This is a genomic window from Streptomyces purpurascens, from assembly GCF_045040895.1.
Taxonomy (GTDB): Bacteria; Actinomycetota; Actinomycetes; order Streptomycetales; family Streptomycetaceae; genus Streptomyces; species Streptomyces purpurascens.
In genome coordinates this window covers 3,351,750-3,369,533 of record NZ_CP108341.1, presented here as the reverse complement: position 1 = coordinate 3,369,533, position 17,784 = coordinate 3,351,750, and the positions used below count along the sequence as shown (strand labels likewise).

The following is a 17,784-nucleotide window of genomic DNA, read 5'->3' as shown; positions in this document are numbered from 1 at the left end:
TCGGTACGAGTGCCAGGTCTGGAGCGTCTCAGGCCCCGGCGTCCCGGGCTCTCGGGCCCGGCAACTCGGCGAAGGTGGGGGTCAGGCCCGGCCGGCCAGCTCGAAACCGGCCTCGTCGACCGCGGCGCGTACGGCCTCGTCCTCGAGCGGGGCCGCGGAGACGACGGTGACCTCGCCGGTCTTGGCGACGGCCGTCACCGAACTGACGCCGGAGATCTCGGAGATCTCGCCGGAGACGGCGCCCTCGCAGTGTCCGCAGCTCATGCCGCTCACCTTGTAGACGGTGGTGACGGAGCCCGTGGTGTCGGTCTGGGCGGTCATGTCGTTACTCCTCGTCGAGGCATGTGGGGCTGTGGGGACCCACGAGGGGCCCGCACACCTCTCCACTGTACCCCTAGGGGGTATTAGTACACGACGCCCTCGGCCAGGGGTCGCAGGTAGCGCAGGAGGACGTCCTTCAGCTCCTGGATGTACGCCTCCCGCTCGGCGCCCTCGTGGGCCAGGATCAGCTCCAGGCCGGCCTTGTAGATGCCGACGCACATCTGGGCGGTGCGGGTGACGGCCGGGGCGGGCGCGTCGGGCACGAACGGGGCGAGGAGTGTCTCGACCCGGGTGACCAGCGTCGTGTGCAGCGCGTCGTGCTCCTCGGCGATGCGCCCCGGGATGTCGGGGCCGTGCATCAGCACGAAGAAGGCCGGGTGGAGGCAGTTGAACTCGATGAAGCGGTCGACGGTCCCGGTGATCGCCTCCTCGATCGGGGTCACCGCGGGGTCGATCGGGCTGAGGACCTCGTCGTAGGACTGCCGCATCTCGTGCATGAGCCGCCCGCCCAGCTCGATCGCGATCGCTTCCTTGTTCGGGAAGAACTGGTACAGCGTGCCCGGCGAGACGCCCGCCTCGCGGGCGATGGCGTTGGTGCTGGCGGCCGTGTAGCCGGTCGTGGCGAAGACCGTGGCAGCGGCTTCGAGTAGCTGGGTGATCCGGCGCTCGCCGCGGGCTTGGCGACGGCGCGGCCGGTCCTCGGCCGCCGCTGTCGTGGTCTCCGTCGCGGGTTTCTCGGTCTTCTCGGGCACGCGTTATCCCCAGGTCTCATCACGCGATTGACAAACGCGAGTGGTCGCTCGCATTCTGGAGTCGGCAGAAATGCGAGCGAACTCTCGTGTTTGCCAGTCTATGGCAGCCCCGCGCTGTCAGGCTGCGCCTGGACACGGGTCACGGTGAAGGGGACACCGCACGATGACCGAAGTCAACACACCACCACGCGTCGGCGGCTGGACCCGCTTCGTCACCGCGAGGCCCAGACTGTCGCTGCTGGTGGCACTGGTGATCACCGCCCTCGCGGTGCTGGCCGGCAGCGGCGTCGCCGACCGGCTCGGCGCCGGCGGCTGGGAGGATCCGGCCGCCGAGTCCACCCGTGCGACCAAGGTCCTGGAGCGCGAGTTCCCCGGCTCCCAGCCCAACCTGCTGCTCCTGGTCGACGCGGGCGACGCCTCGGTCGACGATCCGGCCGTCGCCGCCCGGGCCAAGCGTCTCGCCGAGCGGCTGGCGAGCGAGCGGGGCGTCACCGGCATCGGCTCCTACTGGCAGTCCGGCACCCCGGCCCTGCGCGCCGAGGACGGCCACGAGGCGCTGATAGCCGCCCGCATCACCGGTGACGAGAAGACCGCCGCCGAGACCCTGGAGCGCATCGCGCCCCACTACCGCGGCGTGCACGGCCCGGTGGAGGTCACCGTCGGCGGCCCGGTCGCCGTGCGGCACGAGATGCAGACGATCATCCAGGAGGACCTGACCCGGGCCGAGCTCATCGCCCTGCCGGTGACGCTCGTGCTGCTGGTGATGGTCTTCGGCAGCGCGGTCGCGGCCCTGCTGCCGCTCGGCATCGGCATCGTCGCCATCCTCGGGACCAACGCGATCCTGCGCGGCCTCACCGAGCTCACCGACGTGTCCGTGTTCGCGATCAACCTCACCACGGCCCTCGGCCTCGGCCTCGCCGTCGACTACGCGCTGTTCATCGTCCGCCGCTACCGCGAGGAACTGTCCACGGGCGCCGAGCCCTTGACGGCGATCGGCACCACCCTGCGCACCGCCGGCCGTACGGTGCTGTTTTCCGCCCTCACGGTCGCGGTGTCCCTGGCCGCGATGCTGGTCTTCCCGCAGTACTTCCTGCGGTCCTTCGCCTACGCCGGGATCGCCGTGGTGCTGCTGGCCGCGGCGGCCGCGCTGATCCTGCTCCCGGCGGCGCTGACGCTGCTCGGGCACCGGGTCAACGCCCTGGACCTGCGCCGCGTGTTCCGGCGCGGACACCGGCCGAAGCCCGCCGGGGAAGAGGGCAGAACATGGGCGCGTACGGCGACGCTCGTCATGCGCCGCGCCCCGTTCTTCGCCCTGGGCACCACAGCCGTCCTCGTCCTGCTCGGACTGCCCTTCCTGGGCGTGAGGTTCGGCACCGCGGACGACCGTCAGCTGCCCTCGACCTCCGAGTCCCATGTCGTGCAGCAGCACATCCGGGACGGCTTCCCCGGCAGCCCCGACGGCGGCCTCGAAGTGCTCGCCCAGGGCCGCGCGACCGAGGCGCAGTACGGCGCCTACAAGGAGCGGATCGCCGAACTGCCCGAGGTGCAGCGGGTCGACGGGCCGCTGGTCAAGGGCGACTCGGCGTACTTCACGGTGCTGCCGAAGGGCGAGGCGGTCGACGATCCGGCCCAGCGCCTGGTCGGTGAACTGCGCGAGCTCCGGGCCCCCTTCGACACCGAGGTGACCGGCATGGCGGCCGTCCTGGTCGACTCCAAGGACGCCATAGGGGAGCGCCTGCCGCTCGCGGCCGTCTTCATCACGATCGTCACCCTGCTCCTGGTCTTCCTCCTCACGGGCAGCGTGCTGATACCGATCCAGGCGGTCGTGCTCAACGCGCTCAGCCTGACAGCCATGTTCGGCGCGGTCGTCTGGGTCTTCCAGGACGGTCATCTGTCCGGCCTGCTCGGCTTCACCAGTCCCGGCTCCATAGAGACGACCCTGCCGGTCCTGATGTTCTGTGTGGCCTTCGGTCTGTCCATGGACTACGGGGTGTTCCTGCTCTCCCGCATCAAGGAGGAGTACGACCACACCGGCGACCACGACCAGGCCGTCCGGCACGGCCTGGCGCGCACGGGCGGGCTGATCACCGCGGCGGCGGTCATCCTGGCCGTGGTCATGGTCGCGATCGGCACCTCCCGGGTGACCAACACCAAGATGCTCGGCCTGGGCATCGCTCTGGCGGTCCTGATGGACGCGATGATCGTCCGCAGCCTCCTGGTCCCCGCGGTCATGCGCCTCACGGGCCGCGCCACCTGGTGGGCCCCGGGCCCGCTGCGCCGCTTCCACGAGCGCTTCGGTCTGAGCGAGAGCGCACCGGGCCCGTCGAAGGAGACGGAAGAGGCCAGAGACAAGGTCGGAGCGTCGCATGCTTGATCGCCCGGGAAGGTAGGAGCCCTTCGGAATCCCGGAGATGCGCGAACCGGACATGCGCGAACCGGGCGTGAACGAAAAGGCGGGTGGGTCATGCGGGCCGTGGTGTTCGAGCGGTACGGGGAGACGGCCGAGGTGCGGGAGGTCGCGGATCCGCAGCCCGCGGAGCACGGCGTCGTCGTGCGGGTCGAGGCCACCGGCCTGTGCCGCAGCGACTGGCACGGCTGGCAGGGCCACGACCCGGACATCGCACTGCCGCATGTGCCCGGGCACGAACTCGCCGGTGTCGTCGAGGCGGTGGGCGCCCGGGTGACCGGATGGCGGCCCGGCGACCGGGTCACCGTGCCGTTCATCTGCGCCTGCGGCACCTGCCCGTCCTGTGCGGAGGGCGACCATCAGGTGTGCGAGCGCCAGACCCAGCCCGGCTTCACGCACTGGGGTTCCTTCGCCCAGTACGTGGCGCTGGACCACGCCGACGTGAACCTCGTGGCGCTCCCCGGGGACATGTCCTTCGCGACGGCGGCCTCCCTCGGCTGCCGGTTCGCCACGGCGTACCGGGCGGTGGTGCGGCAGGGCCGGGTCGCGGCGGGGGAGTGGGTCGCGGTGCACGGCTGCGGCGGGGTGGGGCTCTCGGCGGTGATGATCGCGGCGGCGTCGGGAGCGCGGGTCGTGGCCGTCGACGTATCGGCCCAGGCACTGGACCTGGCGCGGAGGTTCGGGGCCGCGCGGTGCCTGGACGCGACAGCGGTGCCGGACACCGCGGCGGCGGTCCGCGACCTGACCGGCGGCGGCGCCCACCTCTCGCTCGACGCCCTCGGCTCACCCGCCACCTGCGCCGCCTCCGTGAACGGCCTGCGCCGCCGCGGCCGGCACGTTCAGGTCGGTCTGCTGCCCTCTCCGACCGGCACGACACCCGTCCCGATGGCCCGCGCGATCGCCCTGGAGCTCGAACTCCTCGGCAGCCACGGCATGGCCGCGCACGGCTACCCGCCGATGCTGGAGCTGGTCCGCAGCGGTGTGCTGCGCCCCGACCTGCTGGTGACGTCCACGATCACGCTGGACGAGGCCCCGGCCGCGCTGGCGGCGATGGGGACGGCGCCGGGAGCGGGGGCCACGGTCATCGAGCCGTGGAGCTGACGCCCCCGCCGAAGGACAGAAGACTGTGCCCCACGCGAGGGTGGGGCACGGGGTCGGTGCGCGAGGCCGGTCAGTCGTCTCTTCGCCCCCGGTTGCCGGGCCTGGAGGCGACCCAGGCCCGGACCGTGTCGGCGTACCAGTAGGGCTTGCCGCTCTCGACATGGTCGGGCGGCGGCAGCAGACCGTGCTTGCGGTAGGACCGCACGGTGTCGGGCTGCACCCGGATGTGTGCCGCGATCTCCTTGTAGGACCAGAGCTTTCGGTCGGACATGACATGCACCTCCCCGCGCGCACCACGGCGGGGGCCGGGGACGGCCGTCCGGGGGAGCCGGGCGCTGCGCTGGCGATCAACAAGCCTGTGGCCGGTCAACGACGCTCGGTCACACGGGTCAGGGCCTGTGGGCCGGGTGTGACGGAAGACCTGCGCACGCGCGACATGTGTGACAGGAAGGGGGTGTTTGTGACACAGCCGGGGCAAAGGTACGCGCCGGACCGTCGGCGGGGCGCCTTGACGCGGCACCGGGGCGTCGGCTCGTCCACGGTGCCTCAGTCGTCGAGCGGTGGGAACCCGGACCAGGGCATACGGAAAGCGCTGTCATGATCTGGTCCGAATGTCCGGACAAAACATTGACAGGGCTTCGGGAAGGGGGCTACAAAACCGGGGAGAGCCGACACCGAGGGGTATCCGATGGCGTACGACCTGATCACCATGGGGCGGATCGGAGTGGATCTGTATCCGCTCCAGACGGGCGTCCCGCTGCCGCAGGTCACGTCCTTCGGCAAGTTCCTCGGCGGCTCGGCGACGAACGTCGCGGTGGCCGCGGCCCGCCTGGGACGGCGGACCGCGGTGATCACGCGCACCGGCGACGACCCCTTCGGCACCTACCTCCACGAGGCCCTGAAGGACTTCGGCGTGGACGACCGCTGGGTCACCCCGGTCCCCGGCCTGCCCACCCCGGTCACCTTCTGCGAGGTCTTCCCGCCGGACGACTTCCCGCTGTACTTCTACCGCCGGCCCAAGGCCCCCGACCTGGAGATCGACGCCCACGAGCTCGACCTCGACGGCATCCGAGACGCCCGCGTCTTCTGGGTCACGGGCACGGGCCTGAGCGAGGAACCGAGCCGTACGGCGACGCTCGCGGCCCTCGCCCACCGCGCCAAGTCCGGCACGACGGTCTTCGACCTCGACTGGCGCCCGATGTTCTGGACCGACCCCGACGCGGCCCGCCCCTTCTACAAGGAGGCCCTGCGCCACACCACCGTCGCGGTCGGCAACCTCGACGAGGTGGAGGTCGCCACGGGCGTGCGCGAACCCCACGCCGCCGCCCGCGCCCTCCTCGACGCGGGCGTGGAACTGGCCGTCGTCAAGCAGGGCCCCAAGGGCGTCCTGGCCGTCAACCGCGAGGGCGCGAGCGCCGAGGTCCCGCCGCTGCCCGTGAACGTCCTCAACGGCCTGGGCGCCGGCGACGCCTTCGGCGGCTCCCTGGTCCACGGCCTCCTGGCCGGCTGGGACCTGGAGAAGACCATGCGGCACGCCAACGCCGCCGGCGCCATCGTCGCCTCCCGCCTGGAGTGCTCCTCCGCGATGCCCACCCCGGGCGAGATCGAGGCGGCCGTCACCGCGGGGGCCGTCAAGTGACCGTCGACGTCTCCGAACTCGTCCGCCTGCGCAGCCACCGCCCGGAGGCGATCGCCGAGGCCGCCGCCCGCCGCTCCCGCAGGCCCCTGCTGAACGACAACGGCCGGCTGATGATCGTCGCCGCCGACCACCCGGCCCGCGGCGCCCTCGGCGTCGGCGGCCGCAGCATGGCCATGGCCAACCGCGCGGACCTCCTCGAACGCCTCTGCCTGGCCCTGTCCCGCCCCGGCGTGGACGGCGTCCTCGCCACCGCCGACATCCTCGACGACCTGCTGCTGCTCGGCGCCCTCGACGGCAAGGTCGTCCTGGGCTCGATGAACCGCGGCGGCCTCCAGGGCGCGAGCTTCGAACTCGACGACCGCTTCACCGGCCACCGTCCCGAGGACATCGAGCGCCTCGGCTTCGACGCGGGCAAGCTGCTCCTGCGCATCGACTACGACGACCCGGGCTCCCTCACCACCCTGGAGTCCACCGCCCGGGCCGTCGACGCCATGGCCGCCCGGCGGCTGCCCGTCTTCGTCGAGCCCTTCATCTCCCGCCGCGACGAGACGGGCCGGCTGCGCAACGACCTCTCCGCCGAGGCCGTCACCAAGTCCATCGCCATCGCCTCGGGCCTGGGCGGCAGTTCGGCCTACACCTGGCTGAAGGTGCCGGTCACCGCGAACCCCGACGACATGGCCGAGGTCATGGCGGCCTCCACGCTGCCCGCCGTACTGCTCGGCGGGGAGGTGGGCGACGATCAGGACGGGGCGTACGAGAAGTGGCGCGGCGCCCTCCAACTGCCCACCGTGCGCGGGCTGGTGGTCGGCCGTTCCCTGCTGTATCCGGCGGACGGCGACGTGGCCGCCGCCGTGGACACCGCCGTAGGACTGCTGTGAGGGCCGCTTCATGACCGGTGAGCCGTACGTCCTCAAGGAGAACTCCCCCCTCCCGGGCGGGGAGAGTGTGTACGCGTGGGCCGCCCCCGGCTTCGCGTACGCGCCCCGTGACGCCCGGGCCCAGATCGCCTCCGGCGCGGGAGGCCGCTTTGCTTTGGCAGGAGCGAAGTGCGAGCGACAACTCCCCGCCCGCTACGGCCCCGCGCCGGAGGTCCCCCACACAAGGCGGGAGGGACACCGATGACGACGAGGCTGACGGTCGCACAGGCGCTTGTACGCTTCCTGTCCGCCCAGTACACCGAACGCGACGGCGTACGGCAGCGGCTCATCGGCGCCACCTGGGGCATCTTCGGCCACGGCAACGTCGCCGGCCTCGGCCAGGCGCTGCTGGAGCACCCCGACGCGATGCCGTACCACCAGGGCCGCAACGAACAGGCCATGGTGCACGCCGCGGTCGGCTACGCCCGGCAGTCCAACCGGCTGTCCACACACGCGGTCACCACCTCCATCGGCCCGGGCGCCACCAACCTCGTCACCGGCGCCGCCCTCGCGACGATCAACCACCTGCCGGTGCTGCTCCTGCCCGGCGACGTGTTCGCGACCCGCCCCGCCGACCCGGTCCTGCAGCAGCTCGAAGTGCCGTACGCGGGCGACGTGTCGGTCAACGACTGCCTGCGCCCGGTGTCGAGGTACTTCGACCGGATCACCCGGCCGGAGGCCCTGATCCCCTCCGCCCTGAACGCGATGCGCGTCCTCACCGACCCCGTCGAGACCGGCGCCGTCACCCTCGCACTGCCCCAGGACGTGCAGGCCGAGGCCTACGACTGGCCCGAGGAGTTCTTCGCCGAGCGCACCTGGACCGTACGGCGTCCCGGCGCCGACCCGACGGAACTCGCCGAGGCGGTACGGATCATCCGCTCGGCGACCAGGCCCCTGGTCGTCGCGGGCGGCGGCGTGCACCACAGCCGCGCCGAGGAGGCACTCGCCGAGTTCGCCGAGACCACCGGCATCCCGGTCGCCTCCACCCAGGCCGGCAAGGGCTCCCTGCGCCACGACCACGCCCAGGACGTCGGCGGCATCGGCCACACCGGCACGGCGACGGCGGACGAACTCGCCCGCACCGCCGACCTGGTGATCGGAGTCGGGACCCGGTACACCGACTTCACCACCGCCTCCGGCACCCTCTTCACCGGCGAGAACGTCCGGTTCCTCAACCTCAACATCGCCCCCTTCGACGGCCACAAGCTCGCCGGGCACCCCCTCGTCGCCGACGCCCGCAGCGGCCTGACGGAACTCACCGAGGCCCTCCGCCTGCACGCGTACCGGGTCGCCGGCTCCTACGCCACCGAGTACACCGAGGACAAGGAGCGCTGGGAGCAGCGCGTCGACGCCTGCTACGAGGTGGACGAACCGGACACCCGCCCCACCCAGCCGCAGGTCCTCGGCGCCCTGGACGAGCTCGTCGACGAGTCGGACATCCTCATCAACGCCGCCGGATCCCTCCCCGGCGACCTGCACAAACTGTGGCGGACGCGCTCGTACGACCAGTACCACCTGGAGTACGGCTACTCCTGCATGGGCTACGAGATCCCGGCCGCGATCGGCGTGCAGCTGGCCGCCCCAGACCGGCCCGTATGGGCGCTGGTCGGCGATGGCACGTATCTGATGATGCCGACCGAGATCGTCACGGCCGTGCAGGAGGGCATCGCGATCAAGGTCCTGATCATCCAGAACCACGGCTACGCGTCCATCGGCGGCCTGTCCGAGTCGGTGGGCGGCGAGCGGTTCGGCACCGCCTACCGCTTCCCGTCCGAGGACGGCACCTACACCGGGTCGCCCCTGCCGGTGGACCTCGCCGCCAACGCGGCCAGCCTCGGCATGCGCGTGCTGCGCGCGAAGACCGTACGGGACCTGCGCGAGGCACTCGCCGAGGCCCGGGCCGCCGACACTCCCACATGTGTCTACGTCGAGACCCAAACGGCAGACACAGTGTCGGGCGCGCCTCCCGCCCAGGCCTGGTGGGATGTACCTGTGGCCGAGACCGCGACACGACCGTCCGCGGTCAAGGCCCGTGAGCTGTACGAACGGCACGTCTCCACCCGACGCCGCCATCTGTGAAGGAGTTCCCGGCCATGACGAAGATCGTCAACCACTGGATCGGCGGCAAGACCGTCGAAGGCGCCTCGGGCACGCACGGGCCGGTGACGAACCCGGCGACCGGCGCGGTGACGACGAAGGTCGCGTTCGCCTCGGTCGACGAGGTCGACGCGGCGGTCGCCGCCGCCAAGGAGGCCTACGCCACCTGGGGCCAGTCCTCGCTGGCCCAGCGGACCTCGATCCTCTTCAAGTTCCGGGCGCTGCTGGATGCCAACCGGGACGCCATCGCCGAGCTGATCACCGCCGAGCACGGCAAGGTGCACAGCGACGCGCTCGGCGAGGTGGCCCGCGGCCTGGAGATCGTCGACCTGGCCTGCGGCATCAGCGTCCAGCTGAAGGGAGAGCTGTCGACGCAGGTCGCGAGCCGTGTGGATGTCTCGTCCATCCGCCAGCCGCTCGGTGTCGTCGCGGGCATCACGCCGTTCAACTTCCCGGCGATGGTGCCGATGTGGATGTTCCCCATCGCCATCGCCTGCGGCAACACGTTCGTGCTGAAGCCGTCCGAGAAGGACCCGTCGGCGTCCCTCAAGATCGCCGAACTGCTGGCGGAAGCCGGGCTGCCGGACGGCGTGTTCAACGTCGTGCACGGCGACAAGGTGGCTGTCGACCGCCTCCTGGAGCACCCGGACGTCAAGGCCGTCTCCTTCGTCGGCTCGACCCCGATCGCCCGCTACATCCACACCACGGCCTCCGCGAACGGCAAGCGCGTCCAGGCCCTGGGCGGCGCCAAGAACCACATGCTGGTCCTCCCGGACGCCGACCTGGACGCTGCGGCCGACGCCGCCGTGTCCGCCGCCTACGGTTCGGCGGGCGAGCGCTGCATGGCCATCTCCGCCGTCGTCGCGGTCGGCTCGATCGGCGACGAACTGGTGGAGAAGATCCGAGAGCGCGCCGAGAAGATCAAGATCGGCCCCGGCGACGACCCGACCTCCGAGATGGGCCCGCTGATCACCAAGGTCCACCGCGACAAGGTGGCGTCGTACGTCGAGGGCGCCGCGGCCGAGGGCGCCGAGGTGGTCCTGGACGGCACCGGCTACACGGTCGACGGCTTCGAGGACGGCCACTGGATCGGCATCTCGCTGCTCGACAAGGTGCCCACGTCGGCGAAGGCCTACCAGGACGAGATCTTCGGCCCGGTCCTGTGCGTGCTGCGCACCGAGACCTACGAGGAGGCCCTGGACCTCGTCAACGCCTCGCCGTTCGGCAACGGCACCGCGATCTTCACCCGGGACGGCGGCGCGGCCCGCCGCTTCCAGCTGGAGGTCGAGGCCGGCATGGTCGGCGTGAACGTCCCGATCCCGGTCCCCGTGGGCTACCACTCCTTCGGCGGCTGGAAGGACTCGCTCTTCGGCGACCACCACATCTACGGCAACGACGGCACGCACTTCTACACCCGCGGCAAGGTCGTCACCACCCGCTGGCCGGACCCGGCCGACGCCCCGGCGGGCGTGGACCTGGGCTTCCCGCGCAACCACTGAGGTTTTTTCTCCGGGGGCGTCTGCGGTTCTCGCAGGCGCCCCCGGACCTGTTCCCACTGACCCTCAGGTGCTCAAAAGGACAGTCAGATCGCGTTTCTGCTGCGGATTTCGCAGGCAAAGGGGCATTGACGGGCTGCTTTTCGTCGGGGTTCGATGCTGCGCACATCCACCGCCGAGCCGATGGGAACCGCCGCATGACCGACACGCTCCGTCCTGTCGAGACAGCCGTCGCGCACCCGCCGGACCGTCATCCCAGGACGCTCAAGCGCTCCATCGGAGTCGTCGGCGGCACCCTCCTCACCCTCTCCTGTGTGACCCCCGCCTCCACGCTGTTCGTGGTGGTCCCCGACCTGTTCGGCTCGCTCGGCACCGCCACCGCCCTCACCATCGCCATCGGCTCGCTGCTCTGCGTCGCGGTGGCGTTCTGCTACGCGGAGCTGGGCACCCTCATCCCCAGCGCCGGCGGCGAGTACGCCATGGTCTCGACACTGGCCGGCCGTCTGGCGGGCTGGCTGGTCTTCGTCCTCTCGCTCCTGGTCGTGATGATCGTCCCGCCGGTCATCGCGATGGGCACGGCCGACTACCTCGCCCCGGTCGCCCACCTCGACCCGTCCTGGACGGGCGCCTCGGTCATGCTGCTCGCCACCCTCGCCGGTTTGCTGGACCTGCGCGCCAACGCCTGGATCACCGGTGTCTTCCTGGTCCTGGAGGTCATCGCGGCGGCCGTGGTCGCGGTACTGGGCTTCACTCACGCCGAGCGCGGCCCGGACAGTCTGGTCTCGATGCAGGTGGCCGGCCCGAGCGGCGCCCCGGACACCGTCACGGCCCTGCTCGTGGTCTCCGGCCTCGCGATCGCCCTGTTCGTCACCCAGGGCTTCTCGACCGCCGTCTACCTCTCCGAGGAACTGGAGAACCCACGCCGCAACGTCGCGCGCACCGTCCTCGCCACCCTCGGCATCTCGGCCGTGATCATCCTGGTCCCGGTCGCCGCCATCACCCTGGGCGCCCCGGACCTCGCCGCACTGACCGGCGGAGACATCGGCACCATGGTCACGGCCTGGTCCAACTCGGCCGTCGGCACGTTCGTCAGCCTCTGCGTGGCCCTCGCGATCATCAACGCCGGGATCGTCATGGTCATCCAGAACTCCCGCGTCCTGTTCGCCTCGGCCCGCGACAAGGCCTGGCCCGCCCCGGTGAACACCCTCTTCTCCCGCCTGGGCCGCTTCGGCTCCCCCTGGGTCTCCACCCTCGCCGTGGGCGTTCCCGGCGCGGCCCTGTGCTTCGTGAACCTGGACACCCTGTACGGCGTCACGGGCGTCTCGGTGACGGGCATGTACCTCCTGGTCGCGATCGCGGCCCTGCTCACCCGCCGCGCCCCCCACCGCCACACCCGGGCCTGGCGCATGCCCCTGTGGCCCGCGGCCCCACTCCTGCTGATCGTGGTCCTGGTCTACGTCCTGATCCAGCAGGATCCGACGTACCTCCTCTGGACAGGCGGCATCACAGCGGCAGCCACCCTGTACTGGGCGTTGTACCTCCGCCCGCGCAGGGAGACGCGGTGGCTGGTGTCACTGCCGGAGGCGTAAGGGCCTTCCTGTAGGGGCGCGGGGAACTGCGCGAACAACCACACAAACCCGCACCCGGCAGACCACAGGACCACCCGAGCTGCCCGCCGTACCGCACTCGCAGTACACCCACTTCAGCCTCAAGTCGACAACTGTTCGACAGGTTAACCCCGTACCGTTGACGCATGGATCTTCGACTGCCCGGACTGAACGGGCTGCTTCGGCGACCCCGGAGGCTCCTCGCCGCCGGGGCCGCCGTCGTCGTGCTCGCGGGCGCGGGAACGTGGACGGCCGTCGCGAACGACGAGACGCCCCCGGTCCACCGCGAAGACCGGACCCTGGCCACCGGCGACGGCGTGCGCGTCGACACGTCGTACTTCACCTCCGGCGGCGACGGCCGCCGCCCCGCCGTGCTGCTCGGCCACGGCTTCGGCGGCAGCAAGAACGACGTACGTCAGCAGGCCGAGGGCCTCGCCAGAGACGGTTACGCGGTGCTGACCTGGTCGGCGCGCGGCTTCGGCAAGTCGAACGGGAAGATCGGCCTGAACGACCCGAAGGGCGAGGTCGCCGACGTCTCGAAGCTCCTCGACTGGCTGGCGAAGCAGCCCCAGGTCGAGCTCGACAAGCCCGGAGATCCGCGCGTGGGCATGGCGGGCGGCTCCTACGGCGGCGCCATCGCGCTGCTGACGGCGGGGCACGACGACCGGGTGGACGCCATCGCCCCGGCGATCACGTACTGGAACCTCGCCGACGCGCTGTTCCCGAACGGCGTGTTCAAGAAGCTGTGGGCCGGCATCTTCGTCAACTCCGGCGGCGGCTGCGAGAAGTTCGAGCCCGCGCTGTGCCGGATGTACGAGCGGGTCGCCGAGTCGGGCCGGCCGGACGCCGAGGCGCGCAAGCTGCTGGAGGAGCGCTCACCGTCCGCCGTGGGGAAGGACATCGACGTGCCGACCCTGCTGATGCAGGGCCAGTCCGACTCCCTCTTCCCGCTCGGCCAGGCCGACCAGGCCGCGAAGGCGATCCGCGCCAACGGCGCCCCCGTCGACGTCGACTGGATCGCGGGCGGGCACGACGGCGGCGACATGGAGACCGGCCGCGTCCAGGACCGTGTCACGACCTGGTTCGACCGCTACCTGAAGGACGACAAGGCCGCCGACACCGGCCCCGCCTTCCGCGTCACCCGCACCCTCGGCACGGGCTCCGGCGACGGCGAACCCCGCCTGACCGGCGTGACCTCGGACCGCTACCCCGGCCTGGAGGCCGAGCAGCGCTCCATCGCCCTGGCCGGCCGCGAGCAGAGCTTCGACAACCCGCCCGGCGCCAGCCCGCCCGGCGTCTCCGCCCTGCCCGGCCTCGGCGGCGCCGGCGGCCTCAGCCAGCTCTCCACGCTCGGCATCGGCATCTCGCTGGACTTCCCCGGCCAGTTCGCCGCGTTCGAGTCGAAGCCCTTCAGCGAAGACGTCCAGATCACCGGCTCGCCCACGGCCACCGTCCACGTGAAGTCCACCAGCGACGACGCCGTGCTCTTCGCCAAGGTCTACGACGTCGGCCCGGGCGGCGGCTCCCAGCAGGTCCTGCCCTCCCAGCTCGTCACGCCCCTCAGGGTCGAGGGCGCCAAGGCCGGCAAGGACGTCACGATCACCCTCCCGGCGATCGACCACGAGATCGACGACGGCCACCGGCTGCGCCTGGTCCTCGCCTCGACGGACCTCGGCTACGCCTCCCCGGTCTCCCCGGCGACGTACACCGTCTCCCTCAAGGGCGATCTGAAGGTTCCCTCGGCCCTCGGCCAGCGCGACACCGAGGGCGGGCTGCCCGCCTGGGTGTGGTGGATGCCGATCGCCGGCGCCGTGATCGCCCTGGGCCTGATCATCACGGGCCGCCGCCGCACCGCGGCCCCCGCCCCGCCCGACCCCGAGATGGCCGAAGTCCCGCTCCAGATCACGGACCTGACCAAGCGGTACGCCAAGTCGTCCGACCGGTACGCCGTCAAGGACCTGTCCTTCCGTGTGGAGAAGGGCCAGGTGCTGGGCCTCCTCGGCCCCAACGGAGCGGGCAAGACGACCACCCTGCGCATGCTGATGGGCCTGATCAAGCCGGACGGCGGCGAGATCCGCGTCTTCGGCCACGCCATCAGCGCGGGCGCCCCGGTCCTCTCCCGGGTCGGCGCCTTCGTCGAGGGCGCGGGCTTCCTGCCGCACCTGTCCGGCCGCGAGAACCTGGAGCTGTACTGGCGCGCCACCGGCCGCCCCGCCGAGGACGCGCACATGGAGGAGGCCCTGGAGATCGCGGGCCTGGGCGACGCGCTCGCCCGCGCGGTGCGCACCTACTCCCAGGGCATGCGCCAGCGCCTCGCCATCGCCCAGGCCATGCTCGGCCTGCCGGACCTGCTCATCCTCGACGAACCGACCAACGGCCTGGACCCGCCCCAGATCCGCGAGATGCGCGAGGTGATGATCCGCTACGCCGCCGCCGGCCGCACGGTCATCGTCTCCAGCCACCTCCTCGCGGAGGTCGAGCAGACCTGCACCCACCTGGTCGTGATGGACCACGGACAGCTCGTCCAGGCGGGCCCGGTCGAGGACATCGTCGGCTCGGGCGACACCCTCCTGGTGGGCACGGCCACGCCCGTGGACGAGCCTGTCGTGGAGAAGGTCACCGCCCTGCCGGGCGTCGCCTCGGCCGTGCGCACCGACGAGGGCCTCCTGGTCCAGCTCGACACCGACGGTTCCCCGCAGCGCCTGGTCGCCGAACTCGTACGTCTTGACGTGCCGGTGCGGTCGGTCGGCCCGCACCGCCGCCTGGAGGACGCCTTCCTGACCCTGATCGGAGCCGAAGCATGAGCAAGCTCGCCGAGCCGCCCGTCGAGGTCGCCGACGGCTACCGCGCGGGCCGCACCCTGCCCCTGCGGGTCGAGCTGGTCCGGCAGCTGAAGCGGCGCCGCACGATGGTCATGGGCGGCGTCCTGTTCGCCCTGCCGATCATCCTGCTGATCGCCTTCCAGGTCGGCGGCAACCCGGGCGGCAACAACAACCGGGTGAACCTCATGGACACGGCGACCGCGTCCGGAGCGAACTTCGCCGCGGTCAACCTCTTCTCCGCCGCCGGCTTCCTGCTCGTCATCCCCGTCGCCCTGTTCTGCGGCGACACGGTCGCCTCGGAGGCCAGCTGGTCCTCCCTGCGCTATCTGCTCGCGGCGCCCGTGCCCCGGGCCCGGCTGCTGTGGTCCAAGCTCGCCGTCGGACTCAGCCTGAGCCTCGCGGCGATGGTCCTGCTTCCGGTCGTCGCCCTCGCCGTCGGCACGGCCGCCTACGGCTGGGGCCCGCTCGAACTCCCCACCGGCGGCAGTCTGTCCACGGGCACGTCGGCCCAGCGCATCCTGATCGTCGTCGCCTACATCATGGTGTCCCAACTGGTCACCGCGGCCCTCGCGTTCTATCTGTCGACCCGTACCGACGCACCGCTCGGCGCGGTCGGCGGCGCGGTGTTCCTGACCATCATCGGCAGCGTCCTCGACGAGGTGACGGCCCTCGGCGACTGGCGCCACTTCCTGCCCGCGCACTGGCAGTACGCCTGGCTCGACGCCGTCCGGCCGCAGCTGGAGTGGTCGGACATGATCCAGGGCACATCGATTTCCGTAACGTACGCGCTCGTGCTGTTCGCCCTGGCCTTCCGCGGTTTCGCCCGCAAGGACGTCGTCTCCTAGGTCAACGGAGGATCACCCACCGGTCTCGACGGGCGGCCTCCGTGGCCGCTTCGAGACGCTTCCGCAACGCCCCGTACCGCACGTTCTCACCCCCTGCGCCGTCACAGTCGCAAGAAGCCGACACCAACGGACCCAGGGGGCACGGACGATGGAGCGGTACCGGACACGAAACCTGCTGCTCGCGCTCACGGCGGCGAGCGGACTGCTACTCACCGCGTGCAGCGGAGGCGCCGACAGCAGCGGGGACCGCAAGGCGGCCGACCGCGACGGCTACAGCGCGCCCAGTCGGGGCGACGAACTCAGCGAACAGGAGGACGACCGCCGGGAGAACCCCCGCCACCTCTCCACCTTCGCCCTGGACGTCGACACCGCCTCCTACGACTACGCGCGCCGCGCCCTCGCCGACGGCCGGTTCCCCGACCCCTCGACGGTCCGCCCCGAGGAGTTCGTCAACAGCTTCCGCCAGGACTACGAACGCCCGGACGGCGACGGCTTCTCGGTGACCGTCGACGGCGCCCGCACCGACGACGAGGACTGGTCCCTGGTCCGCGTCGGCCTCGCCACCCGCACCGCGGAACGCACCGGCGAACGCCCGCCCGCCGCGCTCACCTTCGTCATCGACGTCTCCGGCTCCATGGCCGAACCGGGCCGCCTGGACCTCGCCCAGGAGTCCCTCGCCGTGATGACGGACCGGCTGCGCGACGACGACTCGGTCGCGCTCGTCGCCTTCAGCGACGAGGCCGAGACCGTCCTGCCCATGACCCGCCTCGACGGCAACCGCGACGAGATCCACGACGCCATCGCCGAGCTGGAGATCCGGAACTCCACCAACCTCGGCGCGGGCGTCGAGACCGGCTACGAACAGGCCGTCGAGGGCCTCCGCGAGGGCGCCACCAACCGGGTCGTCCTCGTCTCCGACGCCCTCGCCAACACCGGCGACACCGACGCGGACGCCATCCTGGAGCGGATCTCCGGCGAACGCCGCGAGCACGGCATCACCCTCTTCGGCGTCGGCGTGGGCAGCGACTACGGCGACGCCCTCATGGAGAACCTCGCCGACAAGGGCGACGGCCACACCGTCTACGTGTCCGACCCCGGCGAGGCCCGCAAGGCCTTCTGCGAGCAACTCCCGCGCCACATCGACCTCACCGCCCGCGACGCCAAGGCCCAGGTCGCCTTCGACCCCGAGACGGTCGAGGAGTTCCGCCTGATCGGCTACGACAACCGCCGCGTCGCCGACGAGGACTTCCGCGACGACCGGGTCGACGGCGGCGAGGTCGGCCCCGGCCACACCGTCACCGCCCTGTACGCCGTCCGCACCGAGCCGGGCGCCGAAGGCCATCTCGCCACCGCCACCGTCCGCTGGCTCGACCCGGACACCCGCGACCCCCACGAGGAGTCCGGCGACCTCGAGACCGACGCCCTCCACGACTCTCTCCGTGAAGCCCCGAGCCGCTTCCAGGTCACCGCGGTGGCGGCATACTTCGCCGACGCCCTGCGCTCGGGAGGCGACCGCGTCCCGGGAGCACCGGGCGGCTTCGGGGAACTCGCCGACCGCGCCCGGGCGTTGGCCGACCGCACCGGGGACGGGGCGGTGGACGAACTCGCCGAGGCCATCGGACAGGCGGCCCGCAGGCGGGGCTGAGAAGCCTCTCGGCCTTGACCCGCACGGCGGGCCAACCGGGTGAACCTGCGGAACCAATCCTCCCGCGCCGGGTTGATGAGGCAGTAGAGCATGCGGCGCTGCGATTTTCACCGCTGCCCCATTCTTCAAGCAGGA

13 protein-coding genes and 1 pseudogene are annotated in these 17,784 nt (G+C 71.6%); 11 read left to right on the top strand and 3 right to left on the bottom strand.

Annotated elements, in window-relative coordinates; all coding sequences use genetic code 11:
• Nucleotides 1-81: 81 nt before the first annotated feature.
• Together OHU35_RS15275 and OHU35_RS15270 are read right to left on the bottom strand one after the other, a co-directional pair.
• Complete coding sequence (locus OHU35_RS15275) at nt 82-321, bottom strand: heavy-metal-associated domain-containing protein (protein ID WP_189723778.1); 240 nt, start codon at nt 319-321, stop codon at nt 82-84.
• Between the two features lie 83 nt (nt 322-404).
• Entirely contained in the window at nt 405-1,073 is a 669-nt protein-coding gene (locus tag OHU35_RS15270) for a TetR/AcrR family transcriptional regulator (protein ID WP_189723777.1), read from the bottom strand.
• 163 nt (nt 1,074-1,236) lie between these two features.
• Between OHU35_RS15270 and OHU35_RS15265 the strand changes: the two genes are divergently transcribed.
• Together OHU35_RS15265 and OHU35_RS15260 are read left to right on the top strand one after the other, a co-directional pair.
• Entirely contained in the window at nt 1,237-3,447 is a 2,211-nt protein-coding gene (locus OHU35_RS15265; RefSeq protein WP_405505606.1) for an MMPL family transporter, read from the top strand.
• Between the two features lie 90 nt (nt 3,448-3,537).
• Nucleotides 3,538-4,581, top strand: coding sequence for a zinc-dependent alcohol dehydrogenase family protein (locus OHU35_RS15260; protein ID WP_189723775.1), 1,044 nt, complete (start codon nt 3,538-3,540; stop codon nt 4,579-4,581).
• 70 nt (nt 4,582-4,651) lie between these two features.
• On the opposite strand, the gene OHU35_RS15255 is transcribed toward OHU35_RS15260, so the two are convergent.
• Nucleotides 4,652-4,852 (bottom strand): AlpA family transcriptional regulator, encoded by a 201-nt coding sequence (locus OHU35_RS15255; RefSeq protein ID WP_189723774.1) that lies wholly within the window; start codon nt 4,850-4,852, stop codon nt 4,652-4,654.
• A gap of 417 nt (nt 4,853-5,269) precedes the next feature.
• On the opposite strand from OHU35_RS15255, the gene iolC reads away from it, so the two are divergent.
• The 9 genes and pseudogenes from iolC to OHU35_RS15210 all read left to right on the top strand — a co-directional run bounded on the left by iolC (nt 5,270) and on the right by OHU35_RS15210 (nt 17,649).
• Nucleotides 5,270-6,220, top strand: coding sequence for a 5-dehydro-2-deoxygluconokinase (gene iolC / locus OHU35_RS15250; RefSeq protein WP_189723770.1), 951 nt, complete (start codon nt 5,270-5,272; stop codon nt 6,218-6,220).
• Nucleotides 6,217-7,098, top strand: coding sequence for a deoxyribose-phosphate aldolase (locus tag OHU35_RS15245; protein WP_405505603.1), 882 nt, complete (start codon nt 6,217-6,219; stop codon nt 7,096-7,098). Before iolC ends, OHU35_RS15245 begins: the two co-directional genes overlap by 4 nt.
• Before the next feature lie 10 nt (nt 7,099-7,108).
• A pseudogene (locus OHU35_RS15240) lies at nt 7,109-7,315 on the top strand (5-deoxy-glucuronate isomerase); the annotation flags it as partial.
• Between the two features lie 23 nt (nt 7,316-7,338).
• Nucleotides 7,339-9,216: a 3D-(3,5/4)-trihydroxycyclohexane-1,2-dione acylhydrolase (decyclizing) gene (gene iolD / locus OHU35_RS15235; RefSeq protein ID WP_405505602.1), complete on the top strand. Its 1,878-nt coding sequence runs from the start codon at nt 7,339-7,341 to the stop codon at nt 9,214-9,216.
• A 14-nt stretch (nt 9,217-9,230) separates the two neighbouring features.
• The gene (mmsA, locus tag OHU35_RS15230; RefSeq protein WP_189723767.1) at nt 9,231-10,733 is read left to right on the top strand and encodes a CoA-acylating methylmalonate-semialdehyde dehydrogenase; all 1,503 of its coding nucleotides are present in this window, start codon (nt 9,231-9,233) and stop codon (nt 10,731-10,733) included.
• 194 nt (nt 10,734-10,927) lie between these two features.
• Nucleotides 10,928-12,319, top strand: a complete 1,392-nt coding sequence (locus OHU35_RS15225; protein ID WP_189723766.1) for an APC family permease — start codon at nt 10,928-10,930, stop codon at nt 12,317-12,319.
• A gap of 164 nt (nt 12,320-12,483) precedes the next feature.
• Entirely contained in the window at nt 12,484-15,141 is a 2,658-nt protein-coding gene (locus OHU35_RS15220; protein WP_359894162.1) for a CocE/NonD family hydrolase, read from the top strand.
• A complete protein-coding gene (locus OHU35_RS15215; RefSeq protein WP_189723764.1) occupies nt 15,138-16,004 on the top strand; it encodes an ABC transporter permease in 867 nt (288 codons plus the stop codon). The genes OHU35_RS15220 and OHU35_RS15215 overlap by 4 nt, the downstream gene beginning before the upstream one ends.
• Nucleotides 16,005-16,152: 148 nt before the next feature.
• Nucleotides 16,153-17,649 (top strand): von Willebrand factor type A domain-containing protein, encoded by a 1,497-nt coding sequence (locus OHU35_RS15210; RefSeq protein WP_405505598.1) that lies wholly within the window; start codon nt 16,153-16,155, stop codon nt 17,647-17,649.
• The last annotated feature ends 135 nt before the right edge of the window (nt 17,650-17,784 follow it).

What these genes read in the sequence shown, in the direction of transcription:
- OHU35_RS15275 (WP_189723778.1), bottom strand. Translation starts at nt 321, where the DNA reads ATGACCGCCCAGACCGACACCACGGGCTCCGTCACCACCGTCTACAAG.
- OHU35_RS15265 (WP_405505606.1), top strand. Translation starts at nt 1,237, where the DNA reads ATGACCGAAGTCAACACACCACCACGCGTCGGCGGCTGGACCCGCTTC.
- OHU35_RS15260 (WP_189723775.1), top strand. Translation starts at nt 3,538, where the DNA reads ATGCGGGCCGTGGTGTTCGAGCGGTACGGGGAGACGGCCGAGGTGCGG.
- OHU35_RS15255 (WP_189723774.1), bottom strand. Translation starts at nt 4,852, where the DNA reads ATGTCCGACCGAAAGCTCTGGTCCTACAAGGAGATCGCGGCACACATC.
- iolC (WP_189723770.1), top strand. Translation starts at nt 5,270, where the DNA reads ATGGCGTACGACCTGATCACCATGGGGCGGATCGGAGTGGATCTGTAT.
- iolD (WP_405505602.1), top strand. Translation starts at nt 7,339, where the DNA reads ATGACGACGAGGCTGACGGTCGCACAGGCGCTTGTACGCTTCCTGTCC.
- mmsA (WP_189723767.1), top strand. Translation starts at nt 9,231, where the DNA reads ATGACGAAGATCGTCAACCACTGGATCGGCGGCAAGACCGTCGAAGGC.
- OHU35_RS15225 (WP_189723766.1), top strand. Translation starts at nt 10,928, where the DNA reads ATGACCGACACGCTCCGTCCTGTCGAGACAGCCGTCGCGCACCCGCCG.
- OHU35_RS15220 (WP_359894162.1), top strand. Translation starts at nt 12,484, where the DNA reads ATGGATCTTCGACTGCCCGGACTGAACGGGCTGCTTCGGCGACCCCGG.
- OHU35_RS15215 (WP_189723764.1), top strand. Translation starts at nt 15,138, where the DNA reads ATGAGCAAGCTCGCCGAGCCGCCCGTCGAGGTCGCCGACGGCTACCGC.
- OHU35_RS15210 (WP_405505598.1), top strand. Translation starts at nt 16,153, where the DNA reads ATGGAGCGGTACCGGACACGAAACCTGCTGCTCGCGCTCACGGCGGCG.